The sequence below is a fragment of the Actinomadura sp. 1N219 genome, from assembly GCF_044326405.1.
Taxonomy (GTDB): Bacteria; Actinomycetota; Actinomycetes; order Streptosporangiales; family Streptosporangiaceae; genus Spirillospora.
In genome coordinates this window covers 203,504-220,801 of the sequence record NZ_JBIRAY010000005.1, presented here as the reverse complement: position 1 = coordinate 220,801, position 17,298 = coordinate 203,504, and the positions used below count along the sequence as shown (strand labels likewise).

Below are 17,298 nucleotides of genomic sequence, written 5' to 3'. Positions count from 1 at the left end.
GCCGTCAGCCGCCGAGGGCGAGGAGCCGTTCCACCACCTGGACGAGGTCGTCGCCGGTCACGTCCGGCGGAGCGAAGACGTCGCCGTAGCGGCCTTCGAGCCGGCCCGTCCAGCCGGTGACCAGGCCGGCGCGCTTGGCGCCGTGGCAGTCCCAGGCGTGCGCCGCCACCAGCGCGAGCCGGCCGGCGGGCACGCCCGTCGCGGCGGCCGCGTGCGCGTAGACGGCGGCGGACGGCTTCCACCGCCGCACCTCCTCGATGCTGATCACCCGGTCGACCAGGTCGGTGAGGCCCGCGTGGTCGAGGAACGCCGCCGTGGTGGCGCCGGCGCCGTTGGTCAGGCACACGGCGGGGACGTCCGCCGCCGCGAGACGCCGCAGCGCGGGCGCCACGTCCGGATGGGCCGGGAGCGAGGCGAGACCGTCCAGGACCTGCTCGACGGCCGCGTCGTCCAGAACGGCGGGGGCCTTCCCCGCGCGCCGCCCCGCGGAGAAGGAGACGGCGCGCAGCGCTCCCGCCGCGACCTGGCGGAACGGCTGGAAGTCGCCGGTCGCCGTCAGCGCCATGCCGTCGCGGAGCGTCCGGGCGTACCAGGCGTCCAGCGCCTCGCCGGGCAGGCCCGCGTCCTCGAAGCGGGCCCGCAGCGGCTCCAGCCGCATCATCGTCTCCATCACGTCGAAGGCGACGATGCGGGGCCTCCGTGGGGTCACCGCTCCGCCAGCAGCCCGGCGCGGAGCCGGTCCAGCGTGGCGCGGAGCAGCCGCGAGACGTGCATCTGGGAGAGCCCGATCTGCTCGGCGATCTGCGTCTGCGTCTTGTTGCCGAAGAACCGCAGCAGCAGGATCGTCCGCTCGCGCTCGGGGAGGTCGTCGATCAGCGGGGCGAGGGCGTGGCCGTCGATGAAGGCGTCCAGCGCCGGGTCGTCCGACCCGAGGTACTCGCCGACCGTCCCGTTGTCGCCGGACGCGGACCCGTCCGCCGGGGCCTCCAGGGACAGCGGGCGGTAGGCGTCGCAGGCGACGATGACCTCGACGGTCTCCTCCTCGGTGATCTCCATCAGCGCGGCGATCTCCGCGGTCGTGGGGGAGCGGCCCCGCTCGCGGGTGAACTCCTGGACGGTGCGCTGCAGCACCGGCCGCAGCTCCTGGATGCGGCGCGACACCCGGACGCCCCACGTCTTGTCGCGGAAGTGCCGCTTCACCTCCCCGGTCACCACCGGGTAGGCGTAGGTGACGAACCGGTCCCCGATCCCCGGGTCGAACCGGTTGATGGCCTTGACCAGCCCCAGGTAGGCGACCTGCTGAAGGTCGTCGAGCGGCTCTCCGCGGTTGGCGTACCGGCGCGCCACCCCCCGGACGAGCCCGGCGTGCATGTCGACGATCCGCGCCCGGAGCCGCTCCCGCAGGGGATCGTCCTCCGCCAGCCGGTTCATCTCCGCAAGCAGCGTCTCGGTCTGTCCGTCGTTGACTCGAGTGGTGGTGGACTGCACAGCCGTCATGCGTGTCGTCTCCCTCCCTGAGCGGCCGCTGAGGCGGGGGGCGGCCGCTCGTCCACTCCCTCTACCCGGCGATCGGCCGGTGACACAGGGCCGCCGACGCCCCGTCCGCGCAGCCGGAGGCCCGGGGGCGTGGGTAGACTTGCGGGTCGCCCTGCCTGGTGGGGAGCGTGCCCATGACCTCGGCCGACCGTCCCGTCGACCCCGATGTCGATCTGCGTGTGCCGGAGCAGCGGCGGGAACTGCGCCGCTACCCGTGGGAGACGCTGGCGGCGGTGTCGGCGGGCGGCGTCCTCGGGGCCCTCGCGCGGTACGGGCTGACCACCGCGTTCCCGTACCGTCCGGGCGACTTCCCCTGGGCGGTGTTCTGGATCAACGTCTCGGGCTGCCTGCTGATCGGCGTGCTGATGGTGCTGATCACCGAGACGTGGCGGGCGCACCGCCTCGTCCGCCCGTTCCTCGGCGTCGGGATCCTCGGCGGGTTCACCACATTCTCCACCTACGCCGTCGACATCCAGCAGGCGGTGGAGGACGGCGCGCCGCGCGTGGCGCTCGCGTATCTCGCGCTGACGCTCGTCGCGGCACTGGCCGCCGTCGTCGCCGGGATGCGCCTCGCGCGTGCGCTGAGCCGGGCGCTGATGCGGAGGCCCGCTGAGGAGGACGGCGAGTGACGGTCCTGCTGATCGCGCTGGGCGCCGCGCTGGGAGCGCCGCTGCGGTACCTGACCGACCGCGCCGTCCAGGCCCGGCACGACTCCGCCTTCCCGTGGGGGACGCTCACCGTCAACGTCGCCGGGTCGTTCGTCCTGGGGTTCCTGGCGGCGCTGCCCGCCGGCGACGGGGCGATGGCCTTCGCCGGGACGGGCCTGTGCGGCGCGCTCAGCACGTACTCGACGTTCGGCTACGAGACCGTCCGGCTGGTCGAAACCGGTGCGCGGTTCTACGCCGTCCTCAACGCGGTGGCCAGCGTGTGCGCGGGCCTCGGCGCGGCCTACTGCGGCATGGTCGTGGCCCAGGCCGTCAACGGATGAGGCGCCGCAACGTGGTGCGGCCCAGGCTCGCAGATCGGGGCACATGGCTCCGAGCCGACGAGTGGGCCGCGACGTGACTTTGCCCATCCGGCCGTTTCGGTAAACCGGTAGGTGTCTCAACTGTCACGGCCCGGGGACATGGGACGCGCGGTCGCGGGTAGCACGAAGCGGACAACACCCTGGCCGGAAAGACCGGCCGGGTCCGGGCGGCCGTCCGCGCTGCCGCCGTCCGGCGCGGGGAGCGGCGAGCGGTTCGGCAGGCACGACTTCATCGAGCGGGTCGGGGCCCGGTCCGGCGCCGCCGATCCGCGGGCCGCGTTCCTGACGCGGGTCGTCCTGGAGGTCACCGACGAGGCCACCCACGGCGCGGTCGCGCACAAGGTGCGCGGCAGCCTCCCCGCCGACCTCCGGGACCTGGTGGCGTCCGGCAGCACCGGCTGAGCGCCCGCGGGGCCGCGCAGCGCCGGGATCCGGCGTCCGGTCACGGCCACGACGGCTCGCGGGACGGGCAGACGACCATCTCCCGCACCTCGCAGCCCGGCGGCTGGGACAGCGCGAACGCGACGGTCGCGGCCACGTCGGCGGGCCGGTTGAGCTCGGCGTCCGGGCCCGGCTTGTGCTTCGCGGCGCGGTCGTCGAAGAACGCGGTGTCCATGCCGCCGGGCACGACCATCGTGACGGCGACCTTCCCGGCCATCTCGGCGGCGAGCGCCCGGGTGAACCCGACGACGCCGAACTTGGACGCGCAGTACGCGGTCGCGTCGCCCACGGCCCTGAAGCCCAGCGTGGACGCGACGGTGACGACCCGTCCCGCCGGCTCGTTCTCCAGGTAGGGGAGCGCGGCGCGGACGACGGCGGCCGTGCCGAGCAGGTTCACCTGGACGACCCGCTCCCAGTCCTCGGCGGGGACGTCGCAGAGCGTCCCGCAGGCGTCGATGCCCGCCGCGGTGACGACGGCGTTCAGCCCGCCGGCGGCGCGGGCCAGGCCGTGCACGGCGCGCTCGGCGCACCGGCGGTCGGCCAGGTCGGCCTGCATGTGCTCGAAGTCGTCCTTCGGCGGGTGCCGGTCGAGGACGAGCGGGCGGCCGCCGTCGTCGGCGACCTTCCGCGCGACGGCCGCGCCGAGCCCGGAGGCTCCGCCGGTGATGAGGACGTTCATGAGGCATGTCCCTTCGTGGTCGGTGGTGTGTGAACGGACGCCACGACGTCCACGGCGGCGGCGACCTCGTCGGCGCCGACGGACGCCAGGCAGGGATGGCCGTCGACCGGGCATTCGCGGGCGCGGCTGTCCCTGCACGGCGCCTGCTGGTCGCCGAGCAGCGCCATCGGGACGCCGAACGGCGCCCAGCGCGCGGCCGGGACCGTCGGCGCGAACAGCGACACGACGGGCGTGCCCACTGCCGCCGCGAGGTGCGCGGGCCCGGTGTTGCCGGCGACGACCGCGCGGGCGCCCTCCAGCACCGACGCCAGCTCCGGCAGCGTGGTGCGCCCGCCGAGGTCGAGGCCGTCCTCGCCCGCGACGAGCGCGGTCAGCTCCTTCTCGTCCGCGTGGCCGGTGACGGCGACGCGGTGGCCCGCCGCGTGGAGCACGCGGACGGCGTCGGCGCAGCGCTCGGGCGGCCACGCCCGCGCGGGCACGGACGTCCCCGGATGCACGACGACGTATCCGGGCCCGCCGGTGAGGTGCGAGGTGTCGGGCAGCGGGCCGCGGACCCGCAGGCGCGCGTCGTCCTCGGACGGGAACCCGGCGTCCTCGGCCAGCGCCAGCATCCGCAGCGGCTCGGGCATGTCCTCGCCGGGACGGTGCCGCAGGTCGAGCAGCGAGCCGGGATCGTCCTGGCTGATCCCGCCGATCCACGGGGTGCCGGCGAGACGCAGCAGCAGCGCCAGCGGCAGCGGCGACTGGTGGAACGAGGTGAGGATCAGCGCCCGGTCGAACCCGCGGAGCCGGCGCGTCAGCCCGTCGATCTCGCTCCGCCGGACCGGCACCCGGTCCGGGTCGATCCACGGGGCGCACCACTCGATGACGCGGTCGACGCCGGGCAGCAGGTCGGCGGCGGCGCGCCCGCGCGGGCCGCACAGCAGCACGACCTCGTCGGCGCGCGCGGCCACCGCGCGTAGAGCGGGCCCGGCGAGCAGCACGTCGCCGAGGTTGTCCTGGCGGGACACGAGGACCCTCATCCGCGCCGCCTCCCGCCGGGCACGAGATCGACGGCGGCGTCCACCGCCGGCGCGGCGGCCGGGTCGTGAAAGATCGCATTGATTCCGAGCACGCGCATGCAGGCCCCGTTTCGGCGCAGCGTTCGGTGGGATGGCGATGCCCTCGTCGTAGACATCCGCCCTGGCGTACTTGCCGGAGACAAATCCCCTATGGGTGATTTCGACATTGCCGGTAGCCGTGGCGCTAAACGCCGGAGCCGGGAAAGCCGCCGGTCGCTGCTAGGAGCGGGTTCGGCGGGCTATGACGATCAGGTCGATCGCGGCTATGACGGCTACGGCCGCGCAGATCGCGGCGGCGACGAAGGCGGCGTCGTCGTCGCCGCGCTGGCCGGCCACGGCGAAGACGACCGCGGCCGCCGCCGTGCCGACCAGCGCCACGGCGGACAGGATCGCCCGCAGCCGCAGCGGGCTGCGGGCCGCCAGCGGCTCCTTGCCCGACGGCTGCCGGTGCCGGTACGGGCCGCGTGAACCGGGGTCGTCTCCGTCCATGCGCTGGTCGTGCCCGGTCTGGACCGGTCGATGCGCCCGGCGGTCAGTGCGCGCTGGACGCCGCCCAGATGTTGATCCCCGCCTCCACCGCGTCCCGGTCGATGGCGGCGAGCTCGTCCGCGGTGAGGTCGAGCCGGTCGAGCGCCGCGAGGTTCTCCTCCAGTTGCGCGACGCTGCTCGCGCCGATCAGCGCCGAGGTGACCCGGCCGTCGCGCAGCGACCAGGCCAGCGCGAGCTGCGCCAGCGTCTGCCCGCGGCCCTTGGCGATCTCGTTCAGCGTCCGGACGTGCCGGACGTTCTCCTCGGTCAGGAGGCTCGCCGAGAACGACGTGCCCCGGCTGGCCCGCGACCCCTCGGGGACGCCGTCGAGGTACTTGCCGGTCAGCATCCCCTGCGCCAGCGGCGAGAACGCGATGCAACCGGCGCCCTCCCGGCCGAGCGTGTCGAGCAGGCCGCCCTCGATCCACCGGTTGAGCATGGAGTAGGACGGCTGGTGGATCAGCAGCGGCGTGCCCATCTCCCGCAGGATCGCCGCCGCCTCGGCGGTGCGCTCGGCGGAGTACGACGAGATCCCCGCGTACAGGGCCTTCCCGGACCGGACGGCCCGGTCCAGCGCCCCCATCGTCTCCTCCAGCGGCGTCTCGGGGTCGAAGCGGTGGCTGTAGAAGATGTCGACGTAGTCGACGCCCATCCGGCGCAGCGACTGGTCGAGGCTGGCGAGCAGGTACTTGCGCGACCCCCACTCGCCGTACGGGCCGGGCCACATGTCGTACCCGGCCTTTGTTGAGATGACGATTTCATCCCGGTATGGCCGGAAATCGTCCTGCAGGATCCGGCCGAAGTTGGCCTCGGCGGAGCCGTACGGCGGGCCGTAGTTGTTGGCGAGGTCGAAGTGCGTGACGCCGAGGTCGAACGCGCGCCGCAGGATCGCCCGCTGGACGTCCAGGGGGCGGTCGTCGCCGAAGTTGTGCCACAGCCCCAGCGAGATCGCCGGGAGCCGCAGCCCGCTGCGCCCGCACCGCCGGTAGGGGATCCGCTCGTATCGTCCGCTGTCCGCCGCGTAGGTCATGGCGACGAGTATTTCAGCGCCGAAGGTGGCAAGAAGACTCAGAGGCATCCGGACGAGGAGGTCCCCAGTGGTCGTGCTGCGCAGTTATGTGTCGGGTTCCTGGCATGCTCCGGACGACGAGGGCGCGCCGTTGCGCGACGCCGTCACGGGGGAGGAGGTCGCCCGGATCTCCTCGGCGGGCGTCGACATGGGCGCCGCGCTCCGGCACGGGCGGACGGCCGGCGGCCCGGTGCTGCGCGAGCTGACGTTCCACCAGCGTGCGGCGCTGCTGAAGGCGCTCGCCTCGCACCTGCGGGAGCATCGCGAGGAGCTTTACGCGCTGTCGGCCCGCACCGGCGCGACCTTGGGCGATTCGAAGTTCGACGTGGACGGCGGCATCGGCGTCCTGTTCGGCTACGCGAGCAAGGGCAAGCGGGAGCTGCCGAACGACACGATGCTGGTCGAGGGGAACGTCGAGCCGCTCGGCAAGGGCGGCACGTTCGTCGGGCAGCATCTGTGCACGCCGTCGCACGGCGTCGCGGTGCAGATCAACGCGTTCAACTTCCCGGTGTGGGGGCCGCTGGAGAAGCTCGCCCCCGCGTTCCTCGCCGGGGTGCCGAGCCTGATCAAGCCCGCGAGCCAGACCGCCTATCTGACGGCGCGGCTGGTCGAGCTGATCGTCGAGTCGGGCGTCCTTCCGGAGGGCAGCGTGCAGATGGTCTGCGGTGACCCGCGCGACCTGCTCGACCACCTCACCGAGCAGGACATCGTCGCGTTCACCGGGTCGGCGTCCACGGCCCGGCTCCTGCGCACGCATCCCGCGATCGTCGGGAACGCGGTCCGGTTCAACGCCGAGGCCGACTCGCTGAACTGCTCGATCCTCGGCCCGGACGCGACGCCCGGCACGCGCGAGTTCGACCTGTTCGTCAAGCAGCTCGTCGCGGAGATGACCGTCAAGGCGGGCCAGAAGTGCACCGCGATCCGCCGCGCGCTGGTGCCCGCGGCGCTGGTCGACGAGGTCGCCGAGGCGGCGCGGGAACGGCTCTCCAAGATCACGGTCGGGAACCCGGCCGACCCGGACGTGCGGATGGGCGCGCTCGCCGGACTCGACCAGCGCGAGGAGGTGCGGCGCTCCCTGAAGGCGCTGCTGGACGCGGGCCAGACCGTCTTCGGCGACCCCGAGCACGTCGACGTCGTCGGCGCGGACGCCGAGCGCGGCGCGTTCATGTCGCCGGTGCTGCTGCGCGCCGACGACGCCGGACGCGCCGAGCCGCACGAGGTCGAGGCGTTCGGGCCGGTCAGCACGCTGCTCCCGTACGACGGCGGCGCCGAGCAGGCGGTCGAGCTGGCCGTCCGCGGGCGGGGGAGCCTCGCCGGGTCGATCGTGACGGCCGACGCCGACTTCGCGCGCCGCGTCGTCCTCGGCACCGCGCCCTGGCACGGACGGCTCCTGATCCTGAACCATGAGGACGCCGCCGAGTCGACCGGGCACGGGTCGCCGCTGCCCGCGCTCGTCCACGGCGGGCCCGGACGCGCCGGGGGCGGGGAGGAGATGGGCGGGATCCGCGGGGTCGTGCACCACATGCGGCGCACCGCCGTCCAGGCCGGGCCCGCGATGCTCACGTCGATCACGGGGCGCTGGGTCCCGGGCACCGACCGGACGGTCACCGACGAGCATCCGTTCCGCAAGCACCTGGAGGACCTGCGCGTCGGCGACACCGCCGCCGGAGGCCCGCGCGTCGTGACCCTCGACGACGTGGAGCACTTCGCCGAGTTCACCGGCGACACCTTCTACGCCCACATGGACGAGGACGCCGCCCGCGCCAACCCGTTCTTCGGCGGACGCGTCGCGCACGGCTACCTCGTCGTGTCGTTCGCGGCCGGGCTGTTCGTGGACCCGCCGCCGGGGCCCGTCCTGGCGAACTACGGGCTGGAGAACCTGCGGTTCCTGACGCCGGTCAAGCCAGGCGACGAGCTGTCGGTCACCCTCACCGCCAAGCAGATCACGCCGCGCGAGGGCGCCGACTACGGCGAGGTCCGCTGGGACACCGACGTCACGAACCAGGAGGGCGCCTCGGTCGCGAAGTACGACGTGCTGACGCTGGTGGCCAAGAGGCCCAAACACGACTAAACATCAAACACGACTAATCATCGGACAGGGCGTCATGGGGGAGGCGCCGCCCGGTCAACGGCGAACGGGGTGCGCAATCACATGATCAGTCCCCTGCACATCCAGACGGTGCGCGAGGTCGTCCGCACCGGCTCGTTCGCGGACGCCGCCCGCAACCTCGGGTACACCGCGTCCGCCGTCTCCCAGCAGATCGCCGCGTTAGAGCGCGCCTGCGGGCTGGTGCTGTTCGAGCGCCGGGCCCGCAGCGTCCGGCCGACGAGCGCCGCGTTCCTGATGGTCAGCAAGGGCAACGACGTGCTGTCGGCCCTCGACACCCTGGAACGCGAGCTGCGGACGGTCGCCAGCGGCGAGCGCGGCGCGCTGCAGCTCGGCAGCTTCCCGACCGCGAGCGCCCGCATCCTGCCGCGGGTGCTGGCGGAGCTGTCCCGGGTCCGGCCCGGCATCGAGATCAAGCTGTCGGAGGGCGAGCCGGACGAGCTGCTGCCCGAGCTCCTCGACGGCGACCTCGACCTCCAGCTCGTCTACCGGTACGACCTGTTCCCGCGCACCTGGCCCGACCAGATCGTGGAGACGCCGGTCATGGACGAGAACCTCGTCCTGTGCGTGCCGGAGGAGCATCCGCTGGCGGGCGGCCGCACCGTCCGGCTGCGGGAGCTGCGGTCGGAGACGTGGATCGCGAGCCGCCCGGAGAGCTCCGGCTCGCAGGCGCTGCTGCGGCTGTGCAGCACCGCCGGGTTCACGCCGAACATCGCGTTCCGCAGCAACGACTACGCGGTCGTGTGCGGGCTCGTCGGCTGCGGCCTCGGCATCGCGCTCGTCCCGGCGCTCGGCTGCGTGCCGGTGAAGGGCCTGCGGATGCTGAAGCTCAGCCGCCGCACCCCGCAGCGGCACGTCACCGTCCTGCGCCGCACCACCAACACCAACCCGCTGGTGAAGGACGCGATGCGCGGCCTCACCGAGGTCGCCCGCAGCGTCGAGGCGGAGATCAGCGGCGCAACCGGCCCTTGAGCTCCATCGCCGCCCGCACCCGCCCCTGCGCTAAGGCGAGCGCGGCCTCGTGCGTGGTCGTCCCCTGCGCGCGGGCCGCTTCGAGCACCTTCTCGGTGTTCTCCCGCATCTTCGTCGACACCGCGGCGAACACGGCGTCCTGGTCGGGGCGGAACGCCGAGTAGCGGGCGTCCATCGCGAAGCCCGCAGCGACGACGCCGCCCGCGTTCGCGACGAAGTCCGGCACGACCGTCACGCCGCGCGCGGCGAGGACCCGCTGCGCCGCCGGGCTCGTCGGCAGGTTCGCGCCCTCCACCACGATGCCCGCCTGGACGCTCGCGGCGATGTCCTCGTCGATGACGTCCTGCAGCGCCGCCGGGACGAGGACGTCCGCCGGGACGAGCAGCTCCGCGCCGACCTCCAGGAGCCGTCCGCCGCCGTACTCCTTCACGACCGCGTCGCCCGCCTCCGCCCGCAAGTGGAGGAGCCGCCCGACGTCCAGGCCGTCGGGGTCGTGCAGCGCGCCGTGCGCGGTCGAGACCGCCACGACCGTCGCGCCCAGCTCGGCGAGGCGGCGCGCCGCCGCGTGCCCGACCGCGCCGAACCCCTGCACCGCGACCCGCGCGCCCCGCAGCGACGACCCGGCGTGCCGGGCGGCGGCGTCGGCGGCCTCCGCGACGCCGTAGCCGGTCACGCCCAGCTCGTCGTACGGCATCCCGCCGAGGACGTGCGGGGTGCCGACCGCCGCGCCCCGGTCGGCCAGCTCGTCCTGGACGATCGCCGCGTCCCGCTCCGTCAGCCCCATGTCGAGGCCCGCGACGTACTGCCGGGGGATCTCCTGCGACAGCGCCCGGACGAACGACCGCAGGATCGCCTCCCGGTCCGGCGAGCCGGGGTCGGCCATGATCCCGGCCTTCGCGCCGCCGAAGAACAGGTCGACGCCCGCCCACTTGTACGTCATGACCCGCGCCAGCCGCGCCACCTCCGCGACCGTCAGCGACGCGCTCATCCGCATGCCGCCCTTGCCCATCCCGCGCGCGGTGTTGTCGATGACCAGGACGCCGCGCATCCCGGTGCGGGTGTCGGACACGCACACGACCCGCTCGGGGCCCCACTCGTCCATCAGCGTGAGCACGTCAGACACGGTTCAGCTCCGGGCGCAGGCCGTCCCCGTCGCGGGCGGCGGCGGCGAACCGGGCCGCGCCGAACGGGGACACGTCGGCGAACGGCTCGCGTCCGAGGTACAGGTCGCGGACGACCTCGCCGACCGCGGGTCCCTGCAGGAACCCGTGGCCGGAGAAGCCCGTCGCGTACAGGAACCGGGACACGGCCGCGTCCTCCCCGATGAGCGCGTTGTGGTCGGGCGTGACCTCGTACAGGCCCGCCCAGCCGCCGGTCAGCCCGACGTCGAGGAGCCGGGGCGCGCGGGACCCGATCGCCTCGGTGAGGCGCGGCAGCCACGCGTCCGAGCGGTCGAGGCGGAAACCCGGCCGCTCCTCCGGGTCGGACATGCCGAGCATCAGGCCCTCGCCCTCGCCGTGGAAGTAGAACGACGTCGTGAAGTCGATCGTCATCGGGACGGGACGCGGCAGGTCCGGGATCGGCTCGGTGAACACGATCTGCCGCCGCAGCGGCTCCACCGGAAGATCGACGCCCGCCATCCGCCCGACCGCCGCGGACCAGGCCCCGGCGGCGCAGACCACGGCGGACGTCTCGATGCGCCCCTGATCCGTCTCGACCGCCCTGATCTCGCCGCCGTCGGTCTCGATGCCGAGGACTTCGCAGTGCGTGCGGATCGTCGCGCCGTGCCGCCGCGCGCCGGTCGCGTACCCGAGGACGACCGACTCCGGCGTGCAGTGCCCGTCGTCGGGGGAGAACGCCGCCGCCAGCAGCCCGTCCGTCTCGATCGTCGGGGACAGCCGCCGCGCCTCCGCCGCCGAGATCATCCGGCTCGGCACGCCCAGCTCGTTCTGCAGCGCCACGCTCCGCTCGAACGCCGCCACGTCCTCGGGCCGCGACAGCAGGAACAGGTACCCGACCCGATGGAGATCGATCTCCTGGCCCGGACGCTCGCCGAACCGCGCGAACGCCTCCAGGCTGCGGGCGCCGAGCCGGATGTTGACCTCGTCGGAGAACTGCGCCCGCACCCCGCCCGCGGCCTTGCACGTCGAGCCGGACCCCAGCTCGCCGCGCTCCGCCAGCACGACGCGCCGCACCCCGGCCTCCGCGAGATGGAACGCGATGCTCGTCCCCATCACCCCGCCGCCGACGATGACGACGTCGGCCCTGCCGTCCAAGGGGGTGTCCACGGCTCGCGCTCCTACAGCCGGAAACCGAGGTCGGGGCTGATCTCGAGGACGTCCATCTGCGCCTTCTGGAGCCGTCCCGAGTGGTCCCAGTTCATCGACTGCCAGCGGGTGAACTGGTCCAGCACCCACACGCCCGACTGGCGGCTGCCGTTCCCGGACCGGCCGTTGCCGCCGAACGGCAGGTGCGCCTCCGCCCCGGACGTCGAGTTGTTCACGCTCACCATCCCGGCGGAGATCCGCCGCCGGAACGCGAACACCTTCGCCGGGTCCGTCGTGTAGATCGACGCCGAGAGCCCGTAGCCGGGCGCGTTGGCGAGGGAGATCGCCTCGTCCAGCGTCCGGTACGTCGCGACGCCGATGACCGGGCCGAACGTCTCGTTCATGAACAGCTCGTCGGCGGGGGAGACGCCGTCCACGATCACCGGGTGGTAGTAGAGGCCCGCCTCGGCGTCGCCGGTGAAGCCGTCGCGCGGCGCCGCCGCCGTGATCCGGCCGGTCGCGGACGAGCCGTGCACGGCGTGGTGCGGGCCGATCCAGCCGAGCACCTTCTCGAACCCGTCCGCGAACCGCTCGTTGATCAGCGGCCCGTACAGGACGTCGCCCGCCGGGTCCCCGACGACGGCGGCCCGGGTCGCCTCGTCCAGCAACCTGACGAACTCGCCGTGCACCGACTCGTGGACGATCGCCGTCCCGAGCGACGTGCAGCGCTGCCCGGCCGTCCCGAACCCGGAGAACAGCGCGCCCTCGACGGCGAGCGGCAGGTCGGCGTCCTCGGTGACGACCATCGGGTTCTTGCCGCCCAGCTCCAGGCACGGCGACTGGAGGTGCCGCCCGCACAGCTCGCCGATCCGCGACCCGACCTCGGTGGACCCGGTGAAGCCGACCTTGTCGACCAGTCCCCGGCCGAGGGCCCGCTCCAGCCCCTGATAGGTCTCCGGGCCGTCCGCGTAGACGACGTTGAGGACGCCGTCCGGCACGCCCGCGTGCGCGAACAGCTGGAAGAACGCCTCGGCGCACGCGGCCGCGTACTCGGCGGGCTTCCACACGACCGCGTTCCCGCACAGCAGCGCCGGGACGATGTACCAGGACGGCACCGCCACCGGGAAGTTCCCCGCCGTGATCACGGCGACGACGCCGACCGGGTCGCGGAACGTGAACAGCTGCTTGTCCGGCATCTCAGACGGCACCGTCTGCCCGTACAGCCGCCGTCCCTCCCCGAGGAAGAACGCGCAGGTGTCGGCGATCTCCTGGACCTCGCCGAGCGCCTCCGCGTACGGCTTGCCGACCTCGCGGGTGACGACGCGGGCGAGCGCCTCCTTGTTGGCCTCGACGAGGCGTCCGATCGCGGCGACCACCTGCCCGCGGACGGGCGGCGGCACGTCCCGCCAGGCGTCCTGCGCCGCGCGGGCGGCGGCGCAGGCGCGGACGAGGTCGTCCGCGTCCGCTAGGGACACCTCGGCGACCACGTCGGCCGTGCGGGACGGGTCGGTGGAACGGTACGGGCGCGGGCCCGCCGGGATCCGGGCGCCGCCGATGACGGAGGAGAGCACGATTCCAGCGTGAACAGCCCGGCCCCCTCGCGCCAAGATCGGGCAGAGCGCGGCTTCCTTACCGCGAGGCCAAGCCTCGCTGAGGCTCTGCCGGGGGCGCCGTTAAGCGTTCCTTGGCCAACCGCCAACCTGTTCGGGGGCTTGCGGAGTCGACCCCGGGCAACGCCGCGTCCGATGCTCGAACCGCGCCACGATCCACGCAGGAGTCCGCATGCCCGAGCCCGCCGACGTCCACTTCCTGGAGAAGGCCGCCGCCCTCGTGCCGCCGGCCGCGCCCTCCCCGCCCGGCCCGCCGGGCGGGGAGCGCCTCCTGGAGCTGTTCGACGCCCAGCTCGGCAGCAGGCACCTCGACCTCGCCGCCCGGTGGCTCCAGTCCGAGGGCAGCGGCTTCTACACGATCGGGTCGTCCGGCCACGAGGGGAACGCCGCGGTCGCCGCCGCGCTCCGTCCGGACGACCCGGCGCTGCTGCACTACCGGTCGGGCGCGTTCTTCCTGGAGCGGGCGCGCCAGGTGCCCGGCGGGGAGCCGCTCCTCGACGTGCTCCTCGGCCTGGTCGCCGGCGCCGACGACCCAATCGCGGGCGGGCGCCACAAGGTGTTCGGGAGCCACCGCCTGCACGTCATCCCGTTGACGTCCACGATCGCGTCGCATCTTCCGCGCGCGCTCGGCGTGGCGTTCGCGATCGAACGCGCCGCCCGGCTCGGCGTCGAGACGCCCTGGCCACGCGACGCGCTGGCCGTGTGCAGCTTCGGTGACGCGTCCGCCAACCACTCCACCGCCGCGGGCGCGATCAACGCCGCCGTCAACACCGCCTTCCAGGGCCTGCCGCTGCCGCTGCTCTTCGTCTGCGAGGACAACGGCATCGGGATCAGCGTCCGGACGCCGCCCGGCTGGATCCACGCCGCCTACGGGTCGCGTCCGGGGCTCGCCTACTTCCACGCCGACGGCTGCGACCTCGCGGACGCCTTTGCCGTCGCGTCGCAGGCTGCCGACTGGGTGCGCGAGCGCCGCCGTCCCGCGTTCCTGCACCTGCGGACCGTCCGGTTCATGGGCCACGCGGGCTCCGACGTCGAGTCGTCCTACCGGACCCCCGCCGAGCTGGCCGCCGACCTCGACCGCGACCCCGTCCTGCAGACGGCGCGCCTGCTCGTCCGCGCCGGTGTCGCGACGCCCGACGAGATCGTCGGCCGCTACGAGGCGAAACGCGGCGAGGTGATGGCGCTGGCCGCGAAGGCCGCCGGAGCGCGTCGCCTGACGTCGGCCGCCGAGGTCATGGCGCCGCTGCGGCCGGCCGCGACGGCTCAGGACGCGGCGCCGCCGAGCGGGGAGCCGGTGACGGTCGCGCAGGCCGTCAACCGGACGCTCGGCGACCTGCTCGACGAGCGCCCCGGCCTGGTCGTCTTCGGCGAGGACGTGGCCCGCAAGGGCGGCGTCTACGGCGTCACGCGCGGCCTGCTGAAACGGGCCGGGGCGGCGCGGGTGTTCGACACGATCCTGGACGAGCAGTCCATCCTCGGCCTCGCGCTCGGGTTCGGCCTGGCCGGGATGCTGCCCATCCCGGAGATCCAGTACCTCGCCTACCTGCACAACGCCGCCGACCAGATCCGCGGCGAGGCGGCGACGATGGGGTTCTTCTCCTCGGGCCGGTACCGCAACCCGATGGTCGTCCGCGTCCCCGGCTACGCCTACCAGAAGGGCTTCGGCGGCCACTTCCACAACGACAACGCCGTCGCCGCGCTGCGCGACATCCCGGGCCTCGTCATCGCCTCGCCGGCGCGGCCCGACGACGCCGCGGGCATGCTCCGCGCCTGCGCGGACGCCGCCGAGACCGGCGGACGCGTCTGCGTGTTCCTGGAGCCGATCGCGCTCTACCACGTCCGCGACCTGCACGAGGACGGCGACGGCGCCTGGCTCGCGCCCGCCGGCGGGCTCGTCCCGATCGGGCGGGCCCGCACCTACGGGGACGGCCGCGACCTCACCATCGTGACCTTCGCCAACGGCCTGCGGATGAGCCTGCGCGCCGCCCGCCGCCTGGCGGCCCGGGGCGTCCGGTGCCGCGTCCTCGACCTGCGGTGGCTGGCGCCGCTGCCGGCGGCCGATCTGCTCCGCGAGGCCCGCGCCACCGGCACCGTCCTGATCGCGGACGAGACGCGCCGCACCGGCGGCGTGTCCGAGGCCGTCCTGACCGCGCTCGCCGACGCCGGCTTCCAGGGACGGACGGCCCGAGTCGCCAGCGAGGACAGCTTCATCCCTCTCGGCGACGCCGCCTACCACGTCCTGCTCGCCGAGAACGTGGTCGAAGACACCGCGCTGAGACTCGTCCGCGGTGAGACTGGAGGGGACTGACTCCGGAGAGCAGCGGAACCGCCTCGTCGCACCCGGTGTCGAACCGTGACACGAGCGAAAGGCGGCCAGGGCGTGGTCTACCTCGCGCGCTGGCCCGGCTCGCCGGACGGCCCGGTGGCCCTGAAGACCCCGCACGGCGCGCGCGACGCGGGCGCGGCGGCCGACCTGTCGGAGATCACGCTCATCCGGCAGGTCGCGCGGTTCTGCACGGCGCGGGTCCTGGACGCCGGGACCGACCGCGGCCGCCCCTACATCGTCAGCGAGTACGTGGACGGCCCCTCCCTGCGCGACGCGGTGGAGGACGGCGGGCCGCTGTCCGGCGTCGAGCTGGAACGGCTCGCCGTCGGCACGATGGTCGCGCTCGCCGCCACCCACGCCGCGGACGTCGTGCACCGCGACTTCACGCCCGGCAACGTGCTGCTCGCCCCGGACGGCCCCCGCGTCGTGGACTTCGGCGTCGCCCGGGCGCTCGGGCCGTCCGGGCGGGGCGCGCCCGGCGCGTCCGGGACGCCCGCGTTCATGGCGCCGGAGCAGGCGGCGGGCGGCGAGGTCGGCGCGGCGGCGGACGTGTTCGCGTGGGCGGTCACGATGACGTTCGCCGCGCTCGGCCCCGGGCCGTTCGCCGGGGGCCCGCCGCGCAGCGCCTTCGGACGGCTGCTGGACCTGGAGCGCCGCGTCGCCGACCTGCCCACCTGGCTGGCGGAGATCGTCGGCCCGTGCCTGCGCGAGGACCCGGCGGACCGTCCCACGGCGCCCGACGTGCTGGTCCGGCTGCTCGGCTACCGGGACGACCGGCGCCCGGAGGAGCACGCCACCCGGCACGACCGGCGGTCCGAGCCCGGCCGCGCCGCGCCGCCCGCCCCGGAGGTGGGGCATCCCGCTCGCCCACCATCGGCCGCCGGGACCGCTCCGACGCCGGCCGGCCGCCTCCCGGGCCCGCGCCGGGACCCACCGTGATCTCGGCCTGGCGGCGCCGCCGGGCGCTGATCGTCGGGGTGGCGCTCGCGCTGTCGGGCGCGGCGGCCGCCGCCTTCGCGGTCTGGCCGGAGATGCGGGACCGGGACGAGCCGGGCCCGCGGCCGGCGGCCGCCACGCCCGCGCCGGTGGAGTCGGTGAACGCCGCGCTGCGCCGCAGGCTCCCCGGGGGGCTGCGGCTCCTCGACCCGTCCCGGGCCGAGGACAAGGACGCGATCGTCGTGACGCGGCGGACGGCGCGCCGCCACGGGCTGACCTCCCTGGCCGACCTCGCGCGCGTGTCGGACGGCTTCGTCCTCGGCGGCGCGCCCGAGGCGCAGACCCGGCGCCAGGGGATGGTCGGCCTCAGGGCCGTCTACGGCGCCGGGTTCAAGGCGTACCAGCCGTTCCGGCAGGAGGACTTCGGCACGATGGCCGACCTCCTGGACAAGGGGTCGCTGCAGGCCGCGCAGATGTTCACCACCGACCCGCTGCTGCGGTCGCGCGACTTCGCCGTCCTGAGCGACCCGGAGCACCTGTTCGGCGCCCAGAACGTGACCCCGCTCGTCGGGGACGGGCGCGTGGACGCGGCGGTGCGGGCCGCGCTCAACGCCGTGTCCGCCGAGCTGACCACCGAGGACCTCCGGTACATGAACGCGCGGGTCGCGCTGGACGAGGACGCCGTCGAGGCCGTGGCGAAGGCGTGGCTCGTCCAGAACGGGCTGCTGTGACGCCGTCC

Annotated in this window: 17 protein-coding genes; 8 read left to right on the top strand and 9 right to left on the bottom strand. The window is 74.4% G+C overall.

What is annotated here, in order from left to right:
- Positions 1-4 precede the first annotated feature (4 nt).
- Complete coding sequence (locus ACH35V_RS18470) at positions 5-709, bottom strand: haloacid dehalogenase type II (RefSeq protein WP_395973770.1); 705 nt, start codon at positions 707-709, stop codon at positions 5-7.
- Positions 706-1,497 (bottom strand): SigB/SigF/SigG family RNA polymerase sigma factor, encoded by a 792-nt coding sequence (locus tag ACH35V_RS18465; RefSeq protein ID WP_395973769.1) that lies wholly within the window; start codon positions 1,495-1,497, stop codon positions 706-708. Before ACH35V_RS18465 ends, ACH35V_RS18470 begins: the two co-directional genes overlap by 4 nt.
- Positions 1,498-1,670: 173 nt before the next feature.
- On the opposite strand from ACH35V_RS18465, the gene crcB (ACH35V_RS18460) reads away from it, so the two are divergent.
- From crcB (ACH35V_RS18460) to ACH35V_RS18450, 3 genes are all read left to right on the top strand, one after another.
- Positions 1,671-2,165, top strand: coding sequence for a fluoride efflux transporter CrcB (gene crcB / locus ACH35V_RS18460; protein ID WP_395973768.1), 495 nt, complete (start codon positions 1,671-1,673; stop codon positions 2,163-2,165).
- Positions 2,162-2,524 (top strand): fluoride efflux transporter CrcB, encoded by a 363-nt coding sequence (gene crcB / locus ACH35V_RS18455; RefSeq protein ID WP_395973767.1) that lies wholly within the window; start codon positions 2,162-2,164, stop codon positions 2,522-2,524. The genes crcB (ACH35V_RS18460) and crcB (ACH35V_RS18455) overlap by 4 nt, the downstream gene beginning before the upstream one ends.
- A 138-nt stretch (positions 2,525-2,662) precedes the next feature.
- Positions 2,663-2,965 (top strand): DUF2267 domain-containing protein, encoded by a 303-nt coding sequence (locus ACH35V_RS18450; protein ID WP_395973765.1) that lies wholly within the window; start codon positions 2,663-2,665, stop codon positions 2,963-2,965.
- A 40-nt stretch (positions 2,966-3,005) separates the two neighbouring features.
- Here ACH35V_RS18450 and ACH35V_RS18445 read toward each other — a convergent pair whose 3' ends face one another.
- The 4 genes from ACH35V_RS18445 to mgrA form a co-directional block, all read right to left on the bottom strand.
- Positions 3,006-3,683: an SDR family oxidoreductase gene (locus ACH35V_RS18445; RefSeq protein ID WP_395973764.1), complete on the bottom strand. Its 678-nt coding sequence runs from the start codon at positions 3,681-3,683 to the stop codon at positions 3,006-3,008.
- The gene (locus ACH35V_RS18440; RefSeq protein WP_395973762.1) at positions 3,680-4,705 is read right to left on the bottom strand and encodes a glycosyltransferase family 9 protein; all 1,026 of its coding nucleotides are present in this window, start codon (positions 4,703-4,705) and stop codon (positions 3,680-3,682) included. The genes ACH35V_RS18445 and ACH35V_RS18440 overlap by 4 nt, the downstream gene beginning before the upstream one ends.
- A gap of 258 nt (positions 4,706-4,963) precedes the next feature.
- Positions 4,964-5,233 carry a DUF6343 family protein gene (locus ACH35V_RS18435; RefSeq protein WP_395973761.1) on the bottom strand — a complete coding sequence of 90 codons (270 nt, stop codon included), beginning with the start codon at positions 5,231-5,233 and terminating at the stop codon, positions 4,964-4,966.
- A gap of 43 nt (positions 5,234-5,276) precedes the next feature.
- The gene (gene mgrA / locus ACH35V_RS18430; protein ID WP_395973759.1) at positions 5,277-6,302 is read right to left on the bottom strand and encodes an L-glyceraldehyde 3-phosphate reductase; all 1,026 of its coding nucleotides are present in this window, start codon (positions 6,300-6,302) and stop codon (positions 5,277-5,279) included.
- A gap of 67 nt (positions 6,303-6,369) precedes the next feature.
- Here mgrA and paaZ point away from each other — a divergent pair, with 67 nt between their 5' ends.
- Both paaZ and ACH35V_RS18420 read left to right on the top strand, forming a co-directional pair.
- Positions 6,370-8,412 carry a phenylacetic acid degradation bifunctional protein PaaZ gene (gene paaZ / locus ACH35V_RS18425; protein WP_395973758.1) on the top strand — a complete coding sequence of 681 codons (2,043 nt, stop codon included), beginning with the start codon at positions 6,370-6,372 and terminating at the stop codon, positions 8,410-8,412.
- Positions 8,413-8,493: 81 nt separating this feature from the next.
- The gene (locus ACH35V_RS18420; protein WP_395973757.1) at positions 8,494-9,420 is read left to right on the top strand and encodes a LysR family transcriptional regulator; all 927 of its coding nucleotides are present in this window, start codon (positions 8,494-8,496) and stop codon (positions 9,418-9,420) included.
- Here ACH35V_RS18420 and ACH35V_RS18415 read toward each other — a convergent pair.
- Genes ACH35V_RS18415 through ACH35V_RS18405 form a run of 3 tightly spaced genes read right to left on the bottom strand, consistent with a single transcriptional unit; the run spans position 9,398 to position 13,258 of the window.
- Positions 9,398-10,543 carry a Glu/Leu/Phe/Val dehydrogenase gene (locus ACH35V_RS18415; protein WP_395973756.1) on the bottom strand — a complete coding sequence of 382 codons (1,146 nt, stop codon included), beginning with the start codon at positions 10,541-10,543 and terminating at the stop codon, positions 9,398-9,400. The two genes, ACH35V_RS18420 and ACH35V_RS18415, sit on opposite strands and share 23 nt — an antisense overlap.
- Entirely contained in the window at positions 10,536-11,708 is a 1,173-nt protein-coding gene (locus ACH35V_RS18410; RefSeq protein WP_395973755.1) for an NAD(P)/FAD-dependent oxidoreductase, read from the bottom strand. The genes ACH35V_RS18415 and ACH35V_RS18410 overlap by 8 nt, the downstream gene beginning before the upstream one ends.
- Positions 11,709-11,719: 11 nt before the next feature.
- Positions 11,720-13,258 carry an aldehyde dehydrogenase family protein gene (locus tag ACH35V_RS18405; RefSeq protein ID WP_395973754.1) on the bottom strand — a complete coding sequence of 513 codons (1,539 nt, stop codon included), beginning with the start codon at positions 13,256-13,258 and terminating at the stop codon, positions 11,720-11,722.
- 211 nt (positions 13,259-13,469) lie between these two features.
- Between ACH35V_RS18405 and ACH35V_RS18400 the strand changes: the two genes are divergently transcribed.
- From ACH35V_RS18400 to ACH35V_RS18390, 3 genes are read left to right on the top strand one after another with little or no spacing between them, the layout of a single operon-like run.
- The gene (locus ACH35V_RS18400; protein WP_395973753.1) at positions 13,470-15,605 is read left to right on the top strand and encodes a thiamine pyrophosphate-dependent enzyme; all 2,136 of its coding nucleotides are present in this window, start codon (positions 13,470-13,472) and stop codon (positions 15,603-15,605) included.
- A 45-nt stretch (positions 15,606-15,650) separates the two neighbouring features.
- The gene (locus ACH35V_RS18395; RefSeq protein WP_395973751.1) at positions 15,651-16,562 is read left to right on the top strand and encodes a serine/threonine-protein kinase; all 912 of its coding nucleotides are present in this window, start codon (positions 15,651-15,653) and stop codon (positions 16,560-16,562) included.
- Positions 16,559-17,290: an ABC transporter substrate-binding protein gene (locus tag ACH35V_RS18390; protein WP_395973749.1), complete on the top strand. Its 732-nt coding sequence runs from the start codon at positions 16,559-16,561 to the stop codon at positions 17,288-17,290. The genes ACH35V_RS18395 and ACH35V_RS18390 overlap by 4 nt, the downstream gene beginning before the upstream one ends.
- Positions 17,291-17,298: the final 8 nt, after the last annotated feature.